The 20,679-nt window shown below is 47.0% G+C and carries 21 protein-coding genes; 14 read left to right on the top strand and 7 right to left on the bottom strand.

The genetic code is table 11. From position 1 onward, the window contains the following. Positions 1–452 precede the first annotated feature (452 nt). The 4 genes from NQ542_RS12540 to porU all read left to right on the top strand — a co-directional run bounded on the left by NQ542_RS12540 (position 453) and on the right by porU (position 5,655). Positions 453–674, top strand: a complete 222-nt coding sequence (locus tag NQ542_RS12540) for a hypothetical protein (protein ID WP_147295490.1) — start codon at positions 453–455, stop codon at positions 672–674. A gap of 332 nt (positions 675–1,006) precedes the next feature. After that, positions 1,007–1,657, top strand: a complete 651-nt coding sequence (locus NQ542_RS12535; protein ID WP_005634424.1) for a redox-sensing transcriptional repressor Rex — start codon at positions 1,007–1,009, stop codon at positions 1,655–1,657. A 3-nt stretch (positions 1,658–1,660) separates the two neighbouring features. Next, a complete protein-coding gene (locus NQ542_RS12530; RefSeq protein ID WP_005634422.1) occupies positions 1,661–2,275 on the top strand; it encodes a fumarylacetoacetate hydrolase family protein in 615 nt (204 codons plus the stop codon). Positions 2,276–2,289: 14 nt separating this feature from the next. Next, positions 2,290–5,655, top strand: coding sequence for a type IX secretion system sortase PorU (gene porU / locus NQ542_RS12525; protein WP_005634421.1), 3,366 nt, complete (start codon positions 2,290–2,292; stop codon positions 5,653–5,655). Here porU and NQ542_RS12520 read toward each other — a convergent pair. Genes NQ542_RS12520 through NQ542_RS12510 form a run of 3 tightly spaced genes read right to left on the bottom strand, consistent with a single transcriptional unit; the run spans position 5,644 to position 8,425 of the window. Beyond that, positions 5,644–6,924 carry a DUF6080 domain-containing protein gene (locus tag NQ542_RS12520; protein WP_005634420.1) on the bottom strand — a complete coding sequence of 427 codons (1,281 nt, stop codon included), beginning with the start codon at positions 6,922–6,924 and terminating at the stop codon, positions 5,644–5,646. The genes porU and NQ542_RS12520 overlap by 12 nt on opposite strands. A 9-nt stretch (positions 6,925–6,933) precedes the next feature. Continuing rightward, on the bottom strand, positions 6,934–7,527 hold the full coding sequence (locus NQ542_RS12515) for an HAD-IB family hydrolase (RefSeq protein WP_005634419.1): 594 nt from the start codon (positions 7,525–7,527) through the stop codon (positions 6,934–6,936). Between the two features lies 1 nt (position 7,528). Next, positions 7,529–8,425 carry a decaprenyl-phosphate phosphoribosyltransferase gene (locus NQ542_RS12510; protein ID WP_005634418.1) on the bottom strand — a complete coding sequence of 299 codons (897 nt, stop codon included), beginning with the start codon at positions 8,423–8,425 and terminating at the stop codon, positions 7,529–7,531. A gap of 129 nt (positions 8,426–8,554) precedes the next feature. Between NQ542_RS12510 and porV the strand changes: the two genes are divergently transcribed. The 7 genes from porV (at position 8,555) to NQ542_RS12475 (ending at position 15,758) form a co-directional block, all read left to right on the top strand. Next, on the top strand, positions 8,555–9,718 hold the full coding sequence (gene porV / locus NQ542_RS12505) for a type IX secretion system outer membrane channel protein PorV (RefSeq protein WP_005634409.1): 1,164 nt from the start codon (positions 8,555–8,557) through the stop codon (positions 9,716–9,718). A gap of 19 nt (positions 9,719–9,737) precedes the next feature. Continuing rightward, entirely contained in the window at positions 9,738–10,214 is a 477-nt protein-coding gene (gene ispF, locus NQ542_RS12500; protein WP_005634408.1) for a 2-C-methyl-D-erythritol 2,4-cyclodiphosphate synthase, read from the top strand. 199 nt (positions 10,215–10,413) lie between these two features. Continuing rightward, on the top strand, positions 10,414–10,758 hold the full coding sequence (locus tag NQ542_RS12495) for a translation initiation factor (protein ID WP_005634407.1): 345 nt from the start codon (positions 10,414–10,416) through the stop codon (positions 10,756–10,758). A 4-nt stretch (positions 10,759–10,762) separates the two neighbouring features. Further along, the gene (locus tag NQ542_RS12490) at positions 10,763–13,990 is read left to right on the top strand and encodes a UvrD-helicase domain-containing protein (protein ID WP_005634406.1); all 3,228 of its coding nucleotides are present in this window, start codon (positions 10,763–10,765) and stop codon (positions 13,988–13,990) included. A gap of 72 nt (positions 13,991–14,062) precedes the next feature. Then, entirely contained in the window at positions 14,063–14,725 is a 663-nt protein-coding gene (locus tag NQ542_RS12485; protein WP_005634404.1) for a phosphatidylserine decarboxylase family protein, read from the top strand. A 9-nt stretch (positions 14,726–14,734) separates the two neighbouring features. Beyond that, positions 14,735–15,439, top strand: coding sequence for a CDP-alcohol phosphatidyltransferase family protein (locus NQ542_RS12480; protein WP_005644626.1), 705 nt, complete (start codon positions 14,735–14,737; stop codon positions 15,437–15,439). A gap of 52 nt (positions 15,440–15,491) precedes the next feature. Next, a complete protein-coding gene (locus NQ542_RS12475; protein WP_005634399.1) occupies positions 15,492–15,758 on the top strand; it encodes a DUF4834 family protein in 267 nt (88 codons plus the stop codon). Between the two features lie 5 nt (positions 15,759–15,763). On the opposite strand, the gene NQ542_RS12470 is transcribed toward NQ542_RS12475, so the two are convergent. Both NQ542_RS12470 and NQ542_RS12465 read right to left on the bottom strand, forming a co-directional pair. After that, complete coding sequence (locus tag NQ542_RS12470; RefSeq protein ID WP_370686444.1) at positions 15,764–16,204, bottom strand: nucleoside deaminase; 441 nt, start codon at positions 16,202–16,204, stop codon at positions 15,764–15,766. Next, positions 16,204–16,431: a hypothetical protein gene (locus tag NQ542_RS12465; RefSeq protein WP_005644624.1), complete on the bottom strand. Its 228-nt coding sequence runs from the start codon at positions 16,429–16,431 to the stop codon at positions 16,204–16,206. Before NQ542_RS12465 ends, NQ542_RS12470 begins: the two co-directional genes overlap by 1 nt. Before the next feature lie 69 nt (positions 16,432–16,500). Between NQ542_RS12465 and NQ542_RS12460 the strand changes: the two genes are divergently transcribed. Genes NQ542_RS12460 through NQ542_RS12450 form a run of 3 tightly spaced genes read left to right on the top strand, consistent with a single transcriptional unit; the run spans position 16,501 to position 17,988 of the window. Then, positions 16,501–16,869 carry a YraN family protein gene (locus NQ542_RS12460; protein WP_005634391.1) on the top strand — a complete coding sequence of 123 codons (369 nt, stop codon included), beginning with the start codon at positions 16,501–16,503 and terminating at the stop codon, positions 16,867–16,869. A gap of 14 nt (positions 16,870–16,883) precedes the next feature. Then, positions 16,884–17,240 (top strand): MmcQ/YjbR family DNA-binding protein, encoded by a 357-nt coding sequence (locus NQ542_RS12455; protein ID WP_005634389.1) that lies wholly within the window; start codon positions 16,884–16,886, stop codon positions 17,238–17,240. Further along, entirely contained in the window at positions 17,233–17,988 is a 756-nt protein-coding gene (locus tag NQ542_RS12450) for a biotin--[acetyl-CoA-carboxylase] ligase (protein ID WP_005634386.1), read from the top strand. Before NQ542_RS12455 ends, NQ542_RS12450 begins: the two co-directional genes overlap by 8 nt. Before the next feature lie 125 nt (positions 17,989–18,113). Here NQ542_RS12450 and NQ542_RS12445 read toward each other — a convergent pair whose 3' ends face one another. Next, positions 18,114–20,321 carry a GH92 family glycosyl hydrolase gene (locus tag NQ542_RS12445; protein ID WP_005634383.1) on the bottom strand — a complete coding sequence of 736 codons (2,208 nt, stop codon included), beginning with the start codon at positions 20,319–20,321 and terminating at the stop codon, positions 18,114–18,116. 33 nt (positions 20,322–20,354) lie between these two features. After that, positions 20,355–20,564 carry a hypothetical protein gene (locus NQ542_RS12440; protein ID WP_005634381.1) on the bottom strand — a complete coding sequence of 70 codons (210 nt, stop codon included), beginning with the start codon at positions 20,562–20,564 and terminating at the stop codon, positions 20,355–20,357. Between the last annotated feature and the right edge of the window lie 115 nt (positions 20,565–20,679).

Raw genomic sequence — 20,679 nt, 5'->3', positions numbered from 1 at the left:
CCGTGCAGCTTTCAAGCTAATTATCCCGTGATGGGTGAACAGGCGGTAATATTAATACTAAAGTAAAAAATTAAAAAAAGTTCATCTGCCATTATCCCTGTGAAGAGAAAAGGCAGACACAAAATGAAGCCTCTCCGGTAGCAATATCGGGGAGGCTTTTGTTAAAAAAAAGCATTGATTCTGTATGTTTTCAGGGCAACCGCACCAAAAATTGCTATCCAAGGCCATCTCTTTTTTCTCTATAAAAATTTGCAAACCAACTATCATACTATCATGGCTGGTTGTTAGCTGTTGTTTCACAATATGTTAAAGCATGATAGTAGTTGTTTTCTACTATCATTCTACCATCATGCATCTATCATGCTTTTTATTTAATAGTTTATTTATGTAACCGATAATGAGCTGCTTATATTTATATAGGCCAAAATGACTATCGACAGAAACGAGATTATTTGGCACAAAAAACGCTCTTTTCGCCGGATAAGATGCAAAAACAGGGCATAAAAGTGTCCTCAACATGGCAGATAAACATCCCCACATCCCCGGAAGAGCTTCGCACAGACCCGGATCTGCACCTCTTCCACACCCGGATGTCCGTGGCTCTTACACCCGGGTCTCAAGCAGCTATTCAAGCCGTTTTTGGCAAAAGAAAAGCTTGTCTTGATGAAAAATGAAGCTATTTTAACCTGTTCTGCACCTATTCCCGGACGGTCTCTGTTTTTATTGTATAATTGACATACAGTATGTTATCGTTTTTCACTATGATGGTTATGATAGATGAATAATAGTGTAAAATGGTAACTATCATGCTGTAACGAGTTGTTTTAAAGTAATATACGGGCGATTATGATAGTATGATGGTTGGTTTTGCAAGAACATTTATATAGTTATCGTCCGTATCGGTGGCGAAAACAGATGGACGCTTTATGAAAAGAGCGTGTTCTATTTTTCTATTCCCAAAGAAAAAAATTGTACTTTTGTGAGCTACATTAATAAAGATTGAACAATGGCTAACGATGAAATGAAACAAATCTGGAAAGTGCCGGAGCCGACTCTTAGGAGGTTGCCGTGGTATCTTGCCTTTTTGAAACTGATGAAAGGAAGAGGGGAAGCTTTCGTATCATCTACTCAGATTGCCAAAGAAATTAATGTGGACCCCAGTCAGGTGGCGAAAGACCTCTCTTTTGTGAATATTTCAGGGAAGACACGTGTCGGCTATGAAATCAGCACGCTGGTGGATGTGTTGGAGGATTTCTTAGGTTTTACGGCGCAGCATAAAGCATTCTTGTTCGGTGTCGGTAGCTTGGGAGCCGCCTTGTTGCAGGATTCCGGTCTGAAACAATACGGATTGGAGATTGTTGGAGGCTTCGATGTCCGTCGGGAATTGGCCGGAACCGAGATTAACGGGATACCGGTCTACCACATGGATGATTTTCCTGCCAAGCAGAAGGAATACGGAGCGACGATCGGAGTGATTACCGTCCCTGTCGACAAGGCGCAGGAAGTGACCGAATTGATTATCGCGGGAGGAATCAAGGCTTTGTGGAACTTTACCCCGTTCCGTATCCGTGTGCCGGAAGATATCGTGGTGCAAAATACCTCTATGTATGCCCATCTTGCTGTGATGTTCAACCGCTTGAATTCAATCAATCACTGATATATGAAAATAATAGCCGTAGGAATGAATTATGCTGCTCACAATAAAGAGCTGCATCATTCGTTAAAATTATCGGAGCCTACTATCTTTATGAAGTCCGACTCTTCGTTACTGAAAGACGGCAAACCGTTCTTCATTCCTGATTTCTCTTCGGAGATTCATTACGAAACGGAGATCGTCGTGAAGATAGACCGGCTGGGAAAAAACATTGCCGAACGTTTCGCCCATCGTTACTATAACGAGGTGACGGTAGGAATTGACTTTACAGCCCGCGATTTGCAAAACAAGCTGCGTGCGCAAGGTCTGCCTTGGGAAATCAGCAAGGCGTTCGATAATTCGGCTGTTCTTGGGACATTCGTCCCACTGGAGCGTGTGGGAGATGTGAACCGCATTCCTTTCCATCTGGATATTAACGGCAAGACCGTCCAGGAGGGAAATACACAGGATATGCTTTTCCCGGTCGACAAGATCATTGCCTATGTGAGCCGTTTCTTTACGTTGAAGATAGGTGATTTGATCTACACCGGAACCCCGGTAGGCGTGGGGCCGGTCAAGATAGACGACCACTTGCAGGGATATATCGGCGAGCAGAAGCTGCTGGATTTCTTTGTGAGATAACACGGAAAAAACGTATGAAGAGAATCTTATGTGTCTTGCTGTTTGTATTCGGTCTGCTCACTTCTGCTTGGGCGGATAGTAGCCGATATGCCTCCGAGTCGGTATTGAACTCCGGGAAATGGGTGAAGATACAGGTGGCGGAAGATGGTATTTACAAACTGACGGCTGCCGATCTGAAAAAGATGGGCTTTTCCAATTTGGATAAAGTAGCTGTTTATGGCTACGGAGGATGGCCTTTGGATGAAGATTTCTCTACTACCTATATTGATGATGTCCCTGAGGTAGCCGTATGGAGGAGTGCGGATTATTTGTTGTTTTATGGGAAAGGGCCGCGCAAATGGGAATATTCTTCTTCTGATAAGTCCTTTATCCACACCAACAACCCCTATTCCAATTACGGATATTATTTCGTGACCGAGAAAGAAACAGCCGGGCGTACGATGGAGAAGGCTGCATCTGCTGCTGGAGCCACTTTGCAAGTGACAACTTTCGATGACTATGTTTTGCACGAAGAAGAGTTGGTATCGGTGAACAGTTCCGGGCGCGAACTGTATGGGGAATCGTTTACTTCTACTTTATCCCGTGATTTCACGATATCGGTTCCGGGTATTACGAACGACGAGGGAAAAGCCACTCTGTCTTTTATCTCCCGTGGCAACGGAACGATTACTATGAATGTCGATGGAAACGCTTTAATATCCGGTTCCGTGTCTGTCCCGTCGGACGAATACGAAGTGGCACGGGAACTGTATCGCGAAAGAGCTTGGACGGCTGATAAAGGTGAGACTGTAAAGGTCAACATCGGATACAGTACGACCGGACATAAGAATGTGCACTTGAACTATTTCCGTCTGCAGATGAAGAGGCAATTGAAAGTATATGACAATTATACATTCTTCCGCAGCCTCTCGGCAAGAGGCAATGCTTCCCGTTTTGTGATTCAGGGAGCCGATGCCAGTACGCTGGTTTTTGATGTGACCGACGGTGTAAATCCGCAACAGATGGAAACGTCTCTGAACGGGACAGAGTTGTCTTTTTCAATTCCTGCTTCCGCTTCCTTGAGGGAGTTTGTCGTAGTAAAACCTTCACAGATAAAAGCTCCCGTGACGGTCGGCGAGGTGGTGAATCAGAATCTGCATGCTTTGCCACAGCAAGATATGATCATTATTGCCCAGCCTAATTTTACCACGCAGGCAGAACGTTTGGCGGAAGCGCATCGGACAAAGGATAACCTGACGGTCCGGGTGGTGACGCCAGAATCAATTTATAACGAGTTTTCCAGCGGTACACCGGATGCAACTGCTTATCGCCGTTTTATGAAGATGTTCTACGACCGGCAGACTTCGGAAGCTGATGCTCCTAAATATTTACTGCTGTTCGGCGATGGCTCGTTCGACAACCGTAAATTGACTTCCGCCTGGAAATCGGTGGATATGAGCAATATGTTATTGACGTATCAGACGGAAAATTCATTAAGTAGTCAATCGTATGTGATTGATGACTATTTCGGATTTCTGGATGATGCGGATAATAAGAAATCCCTTCAAAATAAAAAACTATGTCTGGGGATCGGACGCTTTCCTATCAGGACTGTGGAGCAGGCGACTCAGATGGTGGATAAGGTAATCTCTTATATGGAAAATAGAAATATAGGTTCGTGGAAAAACAATCTGTGTTTTATGGCTGATGATGGTAGCAATACGGATGGATTTATGACTGAGCATATGGAGTTTGCTGATCAGTTGGCAGGTTATGTCGAAAGTGAACATCCTGAGTTTTTGGTGAATAAGCTGTATTATGATGCCTATAAAAAAGACATGACGGCAGGAACTTATCCGGATGTAAGGAGTGGCTTGCAAAAACTTCTAAAAGACGGACTTCTATTGTTTAATTATACCGGACATGGAGGGACAACGGCTTTAAGCGATGAGAAAGTGTTAACACAAACAGATATCAACCAGTTTACTTATACTCATCTGCCGGTATGGGTGACGGCTACCTGCGATTTTACGCGATTCGATGACTTGAATACGTCTGCCGGAGAAGATGTCTTTCTGAATAAAAGCAGTGGAGGCATTGCGCTGTTTACGACTGTTCGTGTCGCTTATTCCAGACCTAATTTCCCGATCAACGACAATGTTATCCGTAATTTGTTTGAAAGAAATAATGGGCGTCGTCGTACGCTGGGAGAAGTGATGCAAGCAACGAAAAACACCTTGTCGTCCGTTTACAAACTTGGTTTCTGCTTGATCGGAGACCCAGCTGTAAAAATAGCTTATCCAGAATTTGGAATGAAAGTGACGACTGTAAACGGGCAATCGGTAGACGGAAATTCAATATCTTTTAAAGCTTTGGAAAAGATCACTGTCGAAGGAGAGGTGTTGGATGCTTCCGGGCAGTTGGTAACTGATTTTACTGGTATAGTCAACCCGACGGTAAAAGACAGCAAGGTGACTGTCACCTGCTTGAAGAACAGCAATAAAGATGACAGTCCGGCTTTCACCTTCACCGACTATCCGAATACGATTTTTATAGGGAATGACTCCGTGCGCAACGGAAAGTTCAGCTTTACTTTTACGGTTCCGAAGGATATTTCCTATTCTAATTTGCAGGGGAAAATGAATCTCTATGCCGTCGATACGGAAAGTGGCAATGAGGCACAGGGTAATTTCGACAATTTCATTGTCGGAGGAACTTCCGACACGGCGGAAACCGATACGATCGGTCCGGAAATCCGTGCCCTTTACCTGAATGATACGACATTTGTAGATGGCGGCCAGGTGAACACGACTCCCTATTTTGTCGCTGAGTTATGGGATAAGAGCGGAGTGAATATCACGGGAAGCAGTGTCGGGCATGATATGATGCTGGTAATAGACGAATCGACCGTCCTGAGCTATAACCTGAACAGTTATTACGAACTGTTACCTGGCGAAGATGGGACCGGTATCGTGAAGTTCCCGATCCCGGCGCTTGAGCCGGGTAAACATACGGCGGAGTTCTGGGTGTGGGATATCTTGAATAACTCGACCGTGCGGACATTTACTTTTGAAGTGGTCGAGGGACTGAAACCCTTCCTGTTCGATGTGATCGCAACACCGGGTATCGCCCGTGAGCAAGTGACTTTCCATCTTATGCACAACCGTCCCGAAAGTCGGATGCGAGTGGGTATTATGGTCTACGATCTGGCAGGCCGACAACTTTGGAAACATGAAGAAAGCGGAACGTCCGGTCTGTTCGAAAACTATACGGTTTCCTGGGATCTGACATCCGGTGGTGCCCGTATGCGTCCCGGTGTTTATATCTACCGGGCAGCTATCAGTACCGATAATTCCAAAGACGCGACAAAAGCAAGGAAATTCATCATTTTAGGCGAATAAGAAGGAACGCATAAACTCCATCGTGTTTATCGTTGCAGTCAGGACAAAGAATCCGATAATAACCCAGTCCAGTATCCGGTACATGCGGACCGGCAATCGTGTGTATAGCCAGCCCAGCAGGATCGGGATTGCAAACATCCAATGCCCACCGAACAGGATCGCCTCGTTCATCCCGTAGCGGATGATAAAGTGGATCACGAAATCGATACTCAGGTACATAAGTAGCAGTTGTACATATTTGTTTTTCAGATTGAGCAAAGCCGAGGCCGCGACTAAAAACAACAGAAACATGATTACGGCATTGTTCCAACTGTGCAGGTATTCGCTGGGACGCAATACGACCTCTTTCCCGACTAACTGTTGTGTGAGAGGCGTGCTTATAATCGTATTGCCCCAGAAATCGACCAGTGCTTGTTTACCGAATGTCTCGTCGTGGATAAAATACTGTCCGAGTTGCCCGGTCGTTTCGATAGGAGACGGGCCTTCCGGGTTGAACAGTTTCGCTTTGAGGGTGTAAAAGCCCATGATGACAGCTACGCAAATGACAAATGGCAGCATGATTTTGACCCCCGTCCGTATTTTATGCCAGAACGGAGTTTTATTCAGGAACAGGGCCATTGCCGGTTTGGCAGCGTTGGTGATTGTTATTCCTCCACACAGGAAAGAGAGAAAGAGGATCGTCCGGCCTTTTATATATCCGGTCAGCATGTATTCCCTGGAAAGCATTAGTAGTGAGAAGACGAGCAGGAAAAAGGAGAACGGATAAGATTCTGTGGTGAATGATAAGACAACAGTCGTGAAAAAGCATCCCGTGAACCCTGTCAGTAACAGTGCCCGCCGGGAAGAGATCCGGACGATCTGCTTCAGGTAACGATAGATCAGGACCAGTCCGCCGGTTATCAACAGGTTCATCAGTGTCAGGCAAATAATACCGGAAGTTTTCTCTTTGAACAGGGTTGTCAACAGGATTGTCAACAGTGTTTTCAACAAATGGAAGATGCCGAAAAAGGGATGGCTGATGTCGAATGCTCCTCCGCGCGTGTGGAGATGGAATAGATTGTCATAGCCCAAGTAACTTCCCGCTCCCCCGTTGGGTACATCGATCAGTTCCGTATGAAAGAGCATCCGGTAACCGATACACCCGTAAAGAAGGAAGAAGAAAAGGAAAAGCCCGGTTTCTATCGGGGTCGTCGGAAATAACGTGCGCTTAGTCTCTCTCCACTCGATCCGGAGAGCGCGAAACAGGATAGACAGGCAGGATGGCATCATAGTATATGTTTATTTATTGTTGAATGGTTTATAATGGGGGACATCTGCAAGGGCGAGCAGTTCTTTGTCGCCGGAACTGTCGCCATATACATGCAGCGTCTCGGAGGCGAAATCCGGATATAGCCGGCGGAGCCTGCGTACCTTCTCACCTCCTTTACAGTTGGGCGTGGAAAAACGCCCGGTCAAAGTCTGCTCCCTAACTTCCAGCCCTGTTCCTTCCACGAACCGGATTCCGACAGTTTGTGCCCAGGGGCGTATCCAGTCGGGCATGGACGCGCTGATAATGGCGATCTTGTTTCCTTCTTCCTGATGCCTGCGTATTTCTTCCAAGGCCGCAGGATAGACGAAAGCCGGTATACGGGAGGCATATTCGAGACAAGCCTGTTGGAAATCCTCCGTCTTCATTCCTCGCAGGAAAGAGGAGATCACAAGCTCTTTGGCCCGGTGCGTGGAGAGAATGCCCGTTAAGGCTGCTCCTTTCAGCAGGATAATCCAGGGGAGCCGCAGGAGGAAAGCCTTCCGTCCACAAGCCTGAATCAGAAAATCCGGCAAAGAGTCGCGGGAAATGATGGTTCCGTCGAAGTCGAATATTGCGATTGCCATATCAATAAATAAGTAAAGCGAATACGATAAACCAGCCGGCCACGGTCAACTGCAAAGTACGGTCCTGTAAGAGGATGTCGGTCGGGTTGCAATTGCTCTTCTCCACCAGGATGATTTGCAGATAGCGCATGATGCCTGCCAGTACGAAAGGAACTGTGGCATACAGGTATTCGCTGCTCCTCGACGTCACTTCGGGCGAAAGCGTATATAATATGTAAGTCACGGCTATGATGGAAGAGAGAAACGACAGGATCACGTTCAGGTAGTCGATCGTATATCCGGTAATATTCTTACGTGAAATCTGTCCGGTCTCCATGAAATTGAGCAAATCGTCCCGGCGCTTGGCAAAAGCGAGGAACAGGGAGAGGATGAATGTCATGATAATCAGCCAGTGCGAAAGTTCTATCTCCCCGGCGGCAGCTCCCGCTTCAAGCCGGATGATGAAACCGCAGGCGACAATCATGGCATCTATGATCTGTACCTGTTTGAGGTAAAGCGTATAGGCTAAGTTCAGGAGGATATATCCTCCTGACAACAACCAGATCTGGTTGTTGCTTGTATACATGAAGCTGAAACATAATGCACTCGTCGCATATAGCAGGAACATGAAGACAAGGGCGGCCATCGGAGAAACTTTCCGGGAGGCGATCGGACGGAATCGTTTGACCGGATGCAAGCGGTCTTCACCCGCATCCATCAAGTCGTTGAAAATATATACACCACTGGTGAGCAAGCAGAAACCGGCAAACAGGATTGCAACATTCCACAGCCTGTCCGTATCTCCTATCTCCTGTGCAAAAAACATGGGAAGGAACAAGATGATGTTTTTTACCCACTGGAAAGGGCGCATCAGAAGAAATAATGCTTTAACTTTGCCTGTCGATTGTATATCTTTCATACTCAAAAGACAAAAGTAGGAATTTTATTTGAGCATACAATAAAGTTCGGATTATTCAGTTTATAATGCAGTAGGAGCGGTTCGTGAATCGTCCCTACTGAATCGGAAAATAAATTTAAGGATAGACATATGATAAGTAAATTCAGAATCGGTGCACTCGTTATAATACTTAACTTCTTCGCTTCGGTTGCGATGATTTGGGGACAGGATAATCCTTCTTTGCTCCAAATGGCGGTTCCTTCGTTGAACATCGCTCCGGATGCACGAGGCGGCGGTATGGGAGACATGGGCGCGGCGACTTTGCCGGACATCAACTCGCAGTATTGGAATGCTGCCAAATATGCTTTTATGGGAAGTAAGGCGGGAGTCAGTTTGTCATATACGCCGTGGTTGCGTAAATTGGTCAATGATGTGGCCTTGGTGAATATGACCGGTTACTACAAATTAGGAAATAGCGATTTACAGGCTATCAGTGCATCTTTGCGTTATTTCTCGTTAGGTGAAGTGAATATATGGGAGAACATCGGGGATGTCCCTTATGGTTTGAACCCGTATGAGATGGCGTTCGACGTGGCTTATAGTCGCAAGCTGTCCGAGTCCTATTCAATGGCGGTAACCTTGCGTTACATCCGTTCGGATATGGGGACGGACCAGAATGACGAAAGCAATGCGGGCAATGCTTTTTCTGCCGATATTTCCGGTTATCTGGAAAAATATGTGCTGATGGGTAATGCCGAGGCATTGTGGAGCTTTGGTTTCAACCTGTCGAATATAGGGAGTAAGATCTCGTATGACGGGGGTAATACGAACCAGTACCTTCCGGCAAAGCTGACGTTGGGGACCGGTTTGCTTTATCCGATTGACGATTACAACCAGATCGGCGTTTATCTGGACCTGAACAAATACATGGTCCCGTATGCTCCGCAAAAGGAAGAAGGAGAGACTGATGCCGATTACCAGACGCGTGTGGACGACTATAAATCATGGTCGAGCCTTTCCGGTATGTTGAAGTCTTTTACCGATTCACCTAACGGCCTGCTGAAGGAGATCATGGTTTCGGTCGGAGCCGAGTATAGTTATAACCAGCAGTTCTTCGTCCGTGGTGGTTACTTTTACGAGAATGCGAATGTCGGTAACCGTAAATACTTTTCTGTGGGTGCCGGTTTCCGTATGAGTGTGTTCCAGCTGGATGCTGCTTATCTGGTTAGTACGGTTCCGCAGAACCCGTTGGACCAAACACTTCGTTTCTCCCTGTCTTTTGATATGGACGGGATCAAGAACTTGTTCAGGTGAAAGTTAAAAGTTGAAAGTGATGAAAGTACGGGTTGGGTTTGGATATGATGTGCATGCATTGGTTCCGGAGCGTGATTTGTGGCTGGGCGGAGTGAAAATAGAGCATACGATGGGCCTGCAAGGGCATAGTGATGCGGATGTCTTGATTCATGCTATTTGTGATGCCCTGTTGGGCGCAGCCAATATGCGTGATATCGGTTATCATTTCCCCGATACGGCAGGTGAATATAAGGACATCGACAGCAAGATTCTGTTGTTCGATACAATGGAATTGCTTCGTGATGCCGGATATACATTGGGTAATATAGATGCGACTGTCGCCGCCGAACGTCCGAAACTGAATCCACATATTCCCGAAATGAAACGGGTGATGGCTGACGTCCTCCAAGTGGATGTAGAAGATATCTCCATCAAGGCGACGACAACCGAGAAGTTAGGCTTTACCGGACGACAGGAGGGAATAGCTGCATATGCAACGGTGCTGATACAGAAATAGTCTACCGCTTCCAGGTCTTTATCTATAATAGTTTTAGAAGTTCCCCTTGGGTGAAAATTTATTTTCATGTAAGGGATAATTTATTTTCTCTTATATGAAACAAGGGTTTCACTTACGGGTAACAAAGTGAAACTAATGTTGTATCTTGTTTATCCCGCCGTTAATTTGTAGATTTGACCCCATAAAGAAAAGATGAAATATGAAGAGTAACGATTGGAAGGACCGTCTGGGGATCATGTATTCTACGAACCCGGATTTTCAATATAATACAGGAGACGAAGAGGAAGAAGAAACGCTTCCGAAAGAGAAGCAGCTGCTGCGCATTGCTTTGGATAAGCGGAACCGGGGCGGCAAGGCCGTGACATTGGTAACCGGTTTCCGGGGAACGACCGGCGATTTGGAAGCACTTGGAAAATTTTTGAAAGTGAAATGCGGTGTCGGTGGCTCGGCCAAAGACGGGGAAATCATCGTACAGGGTGACCTGCGTCCTAAAGTGCTGGAAATATTGCAAAAAGAAGGCTATGTCAAAAGTCGTATAATCTGATCGTATGCTGACAGTCTACAGAGCTTCCGCCGGAGCCGGGAAAACGCACAAGCTGACCGGTGAATATCTGACTTTACTGTTTACGGGACCGGGCGCTTTTCGCCGTATCCTTGCTGTGACCTTTACGAACAAGGCGACAGACGAGATGAAGACACGTATTGTCGACGAACTGTACAACTTGGCTTCCGGAAGGAAATCGGATTATGTGGAATTGCTGAAGTCGGCCTATTCATTGACGGAAATCCAGGTTCGCAAACAGGCGGCCCAAATACTGATCGATATCCTGCACGATTATTCGGCGTTCAACATCAGTACGATCGACCGCTTTTTCCAGCAAACTATGCGTGCCTTTACACGCGAGATCGGTTTGCAGGGCGGCTACGGGATCGAAATGGATCAGGAACTGGTGCTCACGACGGCAATCGATAATCTGTTGTCGGATCTCGAAAAGCCTGAAAGCAAGGACTTGTTAGGCTGGCTGCTCCGGTTTGCGGAGGATAAGATAGAGAGCGGAGGGGAGTGGAACTTGCGTAAAGATATTATGGCCCTGAGCCGTGAGGTCTTCAAGGAGAGCTATAAGGCTTTCAGTGAAGCGGTCGGCCGGGATATAGAGGACAAGAAAGCGCTGGAAGATTACAAGAACGAGCTGTACGGCATCATCCGTTCGGTAGAAGCGACTGCTAAAGAATTGGGAGAACGCGGCCTGGCGATCCTGAATAAATATGGGCTTAAAGTTACCGATTTTAAAGGGGGCAGCCGTTCGCCTCTGACGCTTCTCGACCGTCTGGTGCAGGGAGAGATGAAAGAGCCGTCCGCTACTTTTATCGGTTTGGCGGATAATCTGGACGGCTGTTTCACGAAAACGGTTTCGCTCGGTACCCGGCAGATCATCGGATGTGCCTTTGAGGATGGTTTGAACGATTGCATCAAAGGAATTATTTCCCTGTTCGGTAATCTGACTGCCTATAATACCGCCCGTGAAATTGTCCGTTATTATTATACGTTGGGGATCCTGACCGATGTGTCCCGCCAGATAGCCGCTTATCGGGAAGAAAAAAATGTGATGTTGATTGCCGACACGACCGAATTGCTCAGTAAGGTGATTGAAGGCAGCGATGCTCCTTTCATCTATGAAAAAACCGGTACACATGTCGACCATTATATGATAGACGAGTTTCAGGACACCAGCGGAATGCAGTGGAACAACTTCCGTCCGTTGATCGAAGAGAGCCTTGCACATAGCCGGGATAATTTGATCGTAGGAGATGTGAAGCAAAGCATCTATCGTTTCCGTAACTCGGACTGGAAGTTGCTGGACGAACAGGTGCAAGCCGACTTTTCTCCTGAAGTAGTTCATGAAGAGACGCTGAAGGATAACTGGCGCAGTTGCCGGAATATCGTGGAGTTTAACAATGCCCTTTTTACGACACTTCCGGGTGTCCTGCAGGCTGTCTATAATGAAGCGCTGTCCGTCTCTTCCCTGAGCGAGGAACAACGAGCGGCTTTTTTCACTAAGATCATGTCCGCCTATGATAAAAGTTTCCAACAGGTTCCTCCCCCTTTCATGCAGAAAGACGGGCATGTACGGATTGAATTTCTCTCCGGAGATAATGAGAAAGATTGGAAAGAGGAAGCTCTCGGACGTTTGCCCGGCGTGTTGGAGAAATTGCAGGATAACGGATATGCGCTAAAAGACATTGCTATCCTTGTTCGCACCAATCAGGAAGGGGCACAGGTGGCAGATACTTTACTGGCTTATAAGGAAGAGCATCCTTCCAACCGCTACAACTACGATATTATTTCGGATGAGGCTCTGTTTGTCAGTGGTTCGACGGCAGTCCGTTTCATGGTTTCTTTGTTGCGTTACCTGAAGAACCCCGAAGATCGGACGAACGAGCAGATCGCTTTATATTCCTATCAAGTGTTGAAAGGGAGATTTGGTGTCGAAACTCCGGCTTTTCCACCGGAAGTCGTCTCTGTCCTGCAAATCCTTTCCCGCCAGTCCCTCTATGAAATAACGGAAGGTCTGTTCCGCCTTTTTGCCGACGACTTTCCCGAAAATGAGCAGGTTTTTGTCCAGGCTTTCTTGGATATGGTGTCCGAATATACCCAGAAGGAGAGCGCAGACCTGAACCGTTTCCTGAAATGGTGGGACGAAACGGGCTGCCGGAAAACAATTGCCACACCGGATAGACAGAATGCGATCCGTATCCTCACGGTTCATAAGTCGAAGGGGTTGGGCTTTAAAGTCGTAATCATCCCTTTCGGGGATTGGGAGATCGACCATAAACCGACAAAACCAGTCATCCTCTGGTGCCATCCGGAAGAGAAGCCGTTTGATCGCCTGCATCTGGTTCCCGTGCGCTACGGCCAGTCGTTGGGAAAGACGATTTTTGCAGGCGATTACTTTAAGGAACGCTTGCATGCCTTTATTGATAACCTGAATACTTTATATGTCGCTTTTACTCGTTCGAAAGATGAGTTGATTGTATTCTCTCCGCGCCCGAAGAAGATGAAGGATGCAACTGGTGAAGTGGAAAAGATTTCGACTTTGACCGATGCCTTGTGGGCTGGTCTGCGCACGGATATGCCTGATACACGGGAGGGTGAGAAGCTGATCTTGTTACCTGCCGCTTTCGATACCGGAACGGGCGTTTTCGAGTTGGGCGACTGGTGGCATCCGGTTGCAAAGGAGGAGAATGGGGACATTCAGGAGATCGGGATGGCACGCCTTAGTTCCATCTCTCCGGACGACCGTTTGCAGTTACGTCTGCATGGCAAAGGCTATTTCTTCGATAATGCCCGCCGGAAACATGGGGCTTTGATGCACGAGGTGTTGAGCCGTATCCGTACCCGGAAGGATATTCCGCAGTCGGTCGAACGATACCATCAGGAAGGGGTGATCGACAAAGAGGAAGCGATAGCACTTGTCGCACGCCTCGAAGAGTTGTTGAACCTGCCGGAAGCTGCTTCTTGGTATGACGGTACGGCACGTGTGTTGAACGAGGTCGACATCCTGTTCGGAAAAGGGCTGTCCAAGCGTCCGGACCGTGTAATGATTACCGGAAACCGTGTGGTCGTGGTCGACTATAAGTTTGGGGAACATGCCGACCAACGCTATCATAGTCAGGTAAGGAACTACCTGAAACTGATCCGGCAAATGGGTTATGACGAGGTTGAAGGTTTCCTTTGGTATGTTGAATTAAATAAAATAGAAGCGGTGAAAGGGTGATATATTTTTGTTATTCGGTAAAAATGAATATTTTTGCAAATTCTTACGATAAATACTCGATTAGATTAAAGAATGAAAGTACATAAAGAAGGAACAGGTCTATTATTAACGCTTTTCACGATATTCTTTGTCGTGGACGTTGCGCTGTATCATACTGTCGGTAGAGGTTGGGTGTTCTATACCACGACTTTCGTCACCACAGTCCTGTTCTTGTTGGTACTTAACTTCTTCCGTAGCCCGTTCCGTCGTTTCCCGTTCGATTCGGAAGGATTGGTGATCGCCCCTGCCGATGGTACGATTGTGGCGATTGAGGAAGTGATGGAGAATGAAATCCTGCACAGGGAATGCTTGCAGATATCCATATTCATGTCCGTTTTTAATGTACATGCCAATTGGTTCCCGGTGAATGGGACTGTCAAGCATGTATCACATCAGAACGGGCGTTTCCGTGCCGCCTACTTGCCGAAGAGCAGCACGGAGAACGAGCGTTCGGCTGTTGTCATTACAACCCGTAACGGGGTGGATGTATTGGCACGCCAGATTGCAGGTGCGTTGGCACGACGTATCGTGACCTATGCCAAAGTCGGTGATAAGTGCCATGTGGACGAACAGATGGGCTTTATCAAGTTTGGTTCGCGTGTAGATGTTTACCTGCCTGTCGGGACGGAAGTCCTGGTCGAAATGGATCAGAAGGTTACCGGTAACCAGACTCCGATAGCCCGTTTGGGAAAATAAGAGAAATAAATGAGCATCAAGAATAGTATACCTAATTTTGTTACCTGCTGCAGCCTGATATCTGGTTGTATCGCTTGCATTATGGCGTTAAGGGGAAACTTGCCGATGGCGACCTTGTGGATTGTCATTGCGGCTGTTTTCGATTTTGGTGACGGTTTTGCCGCCCGTTCCCTGCACGCCTACTCTCCGATGGGGAAAGAATTGGATTCTCTTTCTGATATGGTAAGTTTCGGTGTCGCTCCTGGAATGATCGTTTATTGGTTGTTGGAGCAGGCTTGTATGACGGCTCCTGTTTTGGGAGAGGCGGCAGGCTATGTTCCGTATATGGCTTTGGTGATACCGGTCTTTTCCGGGTTGCGTCTCGCCAAGTTCAATATCGATGAAAGGCAGACGACTTCTTTTATCGGTATGCCTGTCCCGGCCCATGCTCTTTTCTGGGCGTCTATCGGCTATGCGTTCCATTCTGCCGTACCAGTGGACAGCATCGGGTTTATTGCCGGAACGATAGTTGCGGCGATCCTGTTTTCGTCTTTACTAGTATCTGAAGTTCCGATGTTCTCATTGAAAGTAAAGTCGTTGGCATGGAAAGGCAATGAGTTACGCTATATTTTAGTGGCCGGGGCGGTGGTCTTTGTGACTCTCTTTGGTGTTCTGGGCATTGCCGGAACAGTCATTCTCTATATAACCTTGTCTTTTTTTAACAAAAGAAGGTAAACAAGAGTTCGTATCTTTGTGTTTGTGTAATAAACCAACTAAGTGACGGAATATGTTTAAGTTTTTGTTTGTTATGTTCTTCTTCTTTATCCTGCTAGTTTTTCTAATGGGATTCTCTATCTTGCGTACCTTTAAAAATATCCTGTTCGGAAGCGGAAGTAGTGGAAAGAAGGGTGAACAACGCCGTCAAACAAGCGGTTACTCTTCCGACGCGCGCAGTAACAGCTCTGCACGAGAAGAATATGCTTCGCAGGTCTCCCGTAAAAAGATTTTTGCAAAAGATGAGGGGGAGTATGTGGATTATGAGGAAGTGAAATAAGTTGTTCAGCGCTTGCGCTGAAAGAATTTGCGCATTTCTTCGGCGCATTCGTTTTCAAGAACCCCTTTTTTGACTGTCGCTTTTGGATGTAAGGCTTTCGGTGCGTATTGCTGGAAGCCTCTTTTTTCGTCTGTCGCTCCGTAGACGATCTTGCTTAGTTGCGACCATCCGATTGCTCCGGCACACATCACGCATGGTTCCACCGTCACGTAAAGGCTGCATCCGGTCAGATACTTGGCTCCTAAGACGCCGACTGCCGCCGTTATTGCTAACATCTCGGCATGGGCGGTTGGGTCGTTCAGACGTTCCGTCTGGTTGTGGGCGCGGGCTATGATCTGGTTATTACATACGATAACGGCACCGACGGGAACTTCTCCCTCTTCGGCTGCTGAGCAGGCTTCTACTAGTGCCTGCTTCATGAAATATTCGTCGTTGAATGGATCCATCATCTTCTCATTTCGTTTTCATTGAAGAGGGTAGGATAGTCCTCTTCCAGGGTTTTAAGTATGTGGGACAGGATTGTCTCACGGTACCAACGGGATTTGTTGATGATTTTATACCTGGCAAGATAACGTTCCACTGCCTTCTGCTCGTCGTCGTTGAGCATGAAAGTGACCTTGTGCACGCGTGGGTGATTCGGCTGTGGAGATGAATATTTACGTTTCAGTGTCATAGTTTGCAAATGTAAGGGGGAAAGCGCAAATAAAAAAGAAAAACAGTATATTTGTGCAAATTACATGGAATGGCTAAACGGAACGAAACAGGAAAAGACGGTGAGTCGGTTGCACGTGCTTTTCTGGAAAAGCAGGGCTACAAGATTACCCATACGAACTGGCATTGGCATCATTATGAGCTGGACATCGTAGCAGTCAAAGATACCTGGCTGGTTGTGGTAGAGGTGAAAACGCGTTCGGATGATTATCTTTTGGCGCCGGAAGATGCGGTCGATGCTCCTAAAATCCGCCGTATCGTGGCGGCAGCCGATGCGTATGTCCGCTTTTTCAATCTTGAACTACCGGTCCGTTTTGACATCATAACCGTAATTAAAAAAGGAGAGGAGTCTGAAATAGATCATATAGAAGATGCTTTCTATGCTCCTTGCCGCAAATAAAACAAAGAACAGTTATGAATATAGAAGAAGCCAGGGAATATTGCCTGTCGCTGAAGAATGTGACGGAGTGTTTCCCTTTCGATGATGTTTCACTGGTGTTCAAAGTGGAGGGGAAGATGTTTTTGCTCCTGCCTCTGGATGCCGTGGAACCGTGTGTGTCACTGAAATGCAGCACCGATTATGTCGAGGATCTGCGCGAACGATATACGGCAGTGGAAGGTGCTTGGCATTTTAACAAGAAATACTGGAACACCATCTACCTTGACCGGGATATGCCGGACAGCGAGATCAAGCACTGGATCCATCATTCTTATCGCGAGGTGATCGCCAAATTACCGAAGAAAATAAGAGAAGCTTACGAAAATGAATGACAAAAACGAAACTCCGAAGATCATCCGGCTTGTCGAGACAGATTCGACCAATAACTACCTGCGGGAACAAAGTGCAAAAGCCAGGTTGCCGGAAGGTAGCCTCGTCATAGCCGATTTTCAAACAGCCGGAAAGGGGCAGGTCGGAAACTCATGGGAGTCGGAAGCTGGGAAAAATTTGATGTTCAGTATTCTTTTATATCCTGATTTTCTTCCTGCGAACCGACAATTCCTGATTTCCCAGATTGCTTCCCTGAGTGTGAAGGAAACGTTGGAGAAGTACACGGATTCCGTCACGGTAAAATGGCCGAACGATATTTACTGGAAAGATCGTAAGATATGCGGAATGCTGATCGAGAATGATCTGTCCGGGCAGCATCTCTATTGTTCTGTAGTCGGTATCGGGCTTAATATCAACCAGGAAATATTTCGTAGTGATGCCCCCAATCCCGTATCCCTGACTCAGATTACAGGTAAGACGTATGATCGGGAAGATGTATTGGTCTGCTTCCTGCGTATCTTCTTTAACTACTATTTCCTATTATTACAGGAGAAGGAGGAAGAAATCCGAGCTGCCTATATGGCGGCCTTATATCATGGTGACGGTTATTATTTCTATATTGATGAAAACGGCTCTTTCGAAGCCCGTATCCATGCCATCGAGCCGACCGGCCATCTGATCCTCCAATTGCGCGATGGGGAGCGGCGAAGGTATGCCTTCAAGGAGGTAACAACCGTTGTCCCCAGATAAGAGAAAGTATGCAAGACTGAATTCGGTTTGCTGATTGGCATAATTCAGGGCAGTATGTCAAAACTACCTTGTTCCCGCGTCAAGTTCGGGGACAAGTACATTTTGACACACTGTTCTGAATCTTATTATCTTCCTGGTTGGTCTGTCATTGTAAACACCAGGTTCCCGCCATTCATGACATCCTTGTGGCTGATTGTAAGACCTGTGACCGGCTTTCCGTTCAGTTCTACTGATTTGACGTATTTGTTGGTTTTAGACAAACCTTTGGCTTCGACAGTGAATGTTTTGCCTTCGGGGAGAGATAGGGAAATCTTTTCTATTTGAGGAGCTCCTAAAACATATTCCCCGCTGATCGGGTTGACCGGATAGAAGCCCATAGCCGAGAAGATATACCAAGCGGACATCTGGCCGCAGTCGTCGTTACCGCATAGACCGTCCGGTTGGGCCAGGTAGAAACGGTCGAAGACTTCGCGGATCACCTGCTGTGTCTTTTCCGGATGGCCGGCATAGCTGTAGAGGTAAGCTACGTGATGGCTAGGTTCGTTGCCGTGTGCATATTGGCCGATCAGGCCGGTTACGTCGGAAACGAAACCTGTGTTTTCGGCTGTGCTTTCGAGGAAAAACAATGAGTCGAGTTTGGTCACGAAAGCCTCGTTGCCACCCATCAGGTCGATCAGGCCTTGTACGTCGTGCTGTACATGCCAAGTGTACTGCCAAGAATTGCCTTCCGTGAAATCGCCGCCCGAAGAACTGGCGTGTGAGAGCAGGAAGGAATTGAACGGCGTACGCCAGTTGCCTTTGGAATCTTTTCCTCTCATCAGCTTGAGTTCCGGATCGAAGAGGTTCTTATAGAAGGCGGCACGTTTGGAGAAACGTTCGTAATCTTCCGTCTTGCCTAACGCTTTTGCCATCTGGGCTACACAATAGTCGTCGTAAGCACATTCCAAGGTCTTGGATACCGATTCGGTGTCGATAATGTCGAACGGGAAATAACCGTATTTCTCGAATGTTTCCCAGTCGGAGTTAAAATGGCTGACGGTAGCGCTCGCTTTGACTGCCTGGTAAGCCTCTTCTGCATCGAACCCTTTGAATCCTTTCAGGTAAGCATCCACGATCACCGGAATAGCGTGATTACCGATCATGCAGAAGTTTTCTTTTCCCCACAAAGCCCAGATCGGCAGAAAACCCTGTATCTTCTGGTGGTCCAGCATCGTCTGGATCATGGCGTCTACTTTGTCCGGGTTCAGGATCGTATATAGCGGATGAGCGGCGCGGTAGGTATCCCAAAGTGAGAATGTGGAATAGTATTCGCCTGTTGGAGACATATGAATATTGTCGTCGATGCCACGGTACCGTCCGTCGATGTCGGCAATGTTGTTAGGCTGCATCATCAAGTGATACATGGAGGTGTAGAAACTTGTTTTTTCATCTGTCGTACCTGTAACCTGAGCGCGGGAAAGGAGGGCCTGCCACTGGTCGCGTGTGGACTGGTGGACAGCATCGAAATCCCATGCCGGATTTTCTTTTTGCAGGGAAGCGAGAGCTCCATCAATGCTTACACTCGACATGGCGATTTTCACCTGTACGGCTTCTCCCGGTTTCGTGTCGAATTCGAGTATCAGGCGTTTTGCCTTTTCTCCTTTTTCTGCGGGGAGTTCTTCCTTGACCGTATAAGGACGGTCGAATTTGATCACATAGAAATAATGGCGTGTCACCCAAGCACGAGTCTGGTTATGTCCGGTGATCGTCTGGTTGTCCGGCATTTCAAGCTCGGCTTCTAAGACATGTGTCTTCAGCGCATCCTTGCTTCCGACCATACCGCGTTGTAGGTCGACTAGCAGACGTGCCGGCCCTTCGTTGTTGAATTTATAGCGATGGAGAGCTGTGTGGGCAGTAGCCGTAATTTCAGCATCGACACCGTAGTCGGATAAGGTGACTGCATAATAACCCGGTGATGCTTTCTGGGTGGATTTGTCGTATTCGCTTTTATAAGTATTGTCTTTGATATCGCCACAGAACGGGAACAGCAGGATGTCGCCCAAATCCGGACAGCCCGTTCCGTTCAGATGCGTTTGAGCGAAACCTTCGATAAAGTTATCTTCATAATTATATCCCGAACAGTATCTCCAGGAGCCAACTCCGGATTCGGGGCTTGCCTGTATCAGTCCGAACGGTGCACAAGCACCCGGAAACGTGTGTCCGTTGTCCGCATTCCCGATAAAGGGATTAACATACTGGCAATAGTCTTCCTCGACATTGTCTTTTGCTTGGGGTGCAGGGCTGCACGCACTGACCATCCCTAACAGAGACAGTCCGATCACAAGGTCTTTCATGAATTAGAATTTTATATTTGCAATTAAACTTCGTTATTCCTTTTTTCCGTCTTTCATCTTGTCCCGAATCTTCAGTCGTTTGATCTGCAGGAAACGCAATAGGCCGATAACAAGAACAGTCGCCGCGATTACCCCGAAATACTGTACATAATCAGGATTGGCTTGTTTGCCAGGCCAACCGATTATGCTCATAACGATCAGGTAAATCAATAGAACAGCAGTTGTTATGTTTACTTTCTTCATTGGATTTCTCGTATTTGAATGCAAACTTAGAGAAAAAATATGATTTATGTTTGTCTTTGTTCCTATTTAACGGATAAATGCTGGAAAATCCTACAAGAAAGGTGGACAAGCCGGA

Source organism: Parabacteroides merdae ATCC 43184 (assembly GCF_025151215.1).
Taxonomy (GTDB): domain Bacteria; phylum Bacteroidota; class Bacteroidia; order Bacteroidales; family Tannerellaceae; genus Parabacteroides; species Parabacteroides merdae.
The sequence above is the reverse complement of the archived record's forward strand: the minus strand, read 5'-3'. Positions and strand labels throughout refer to the sequence as shown.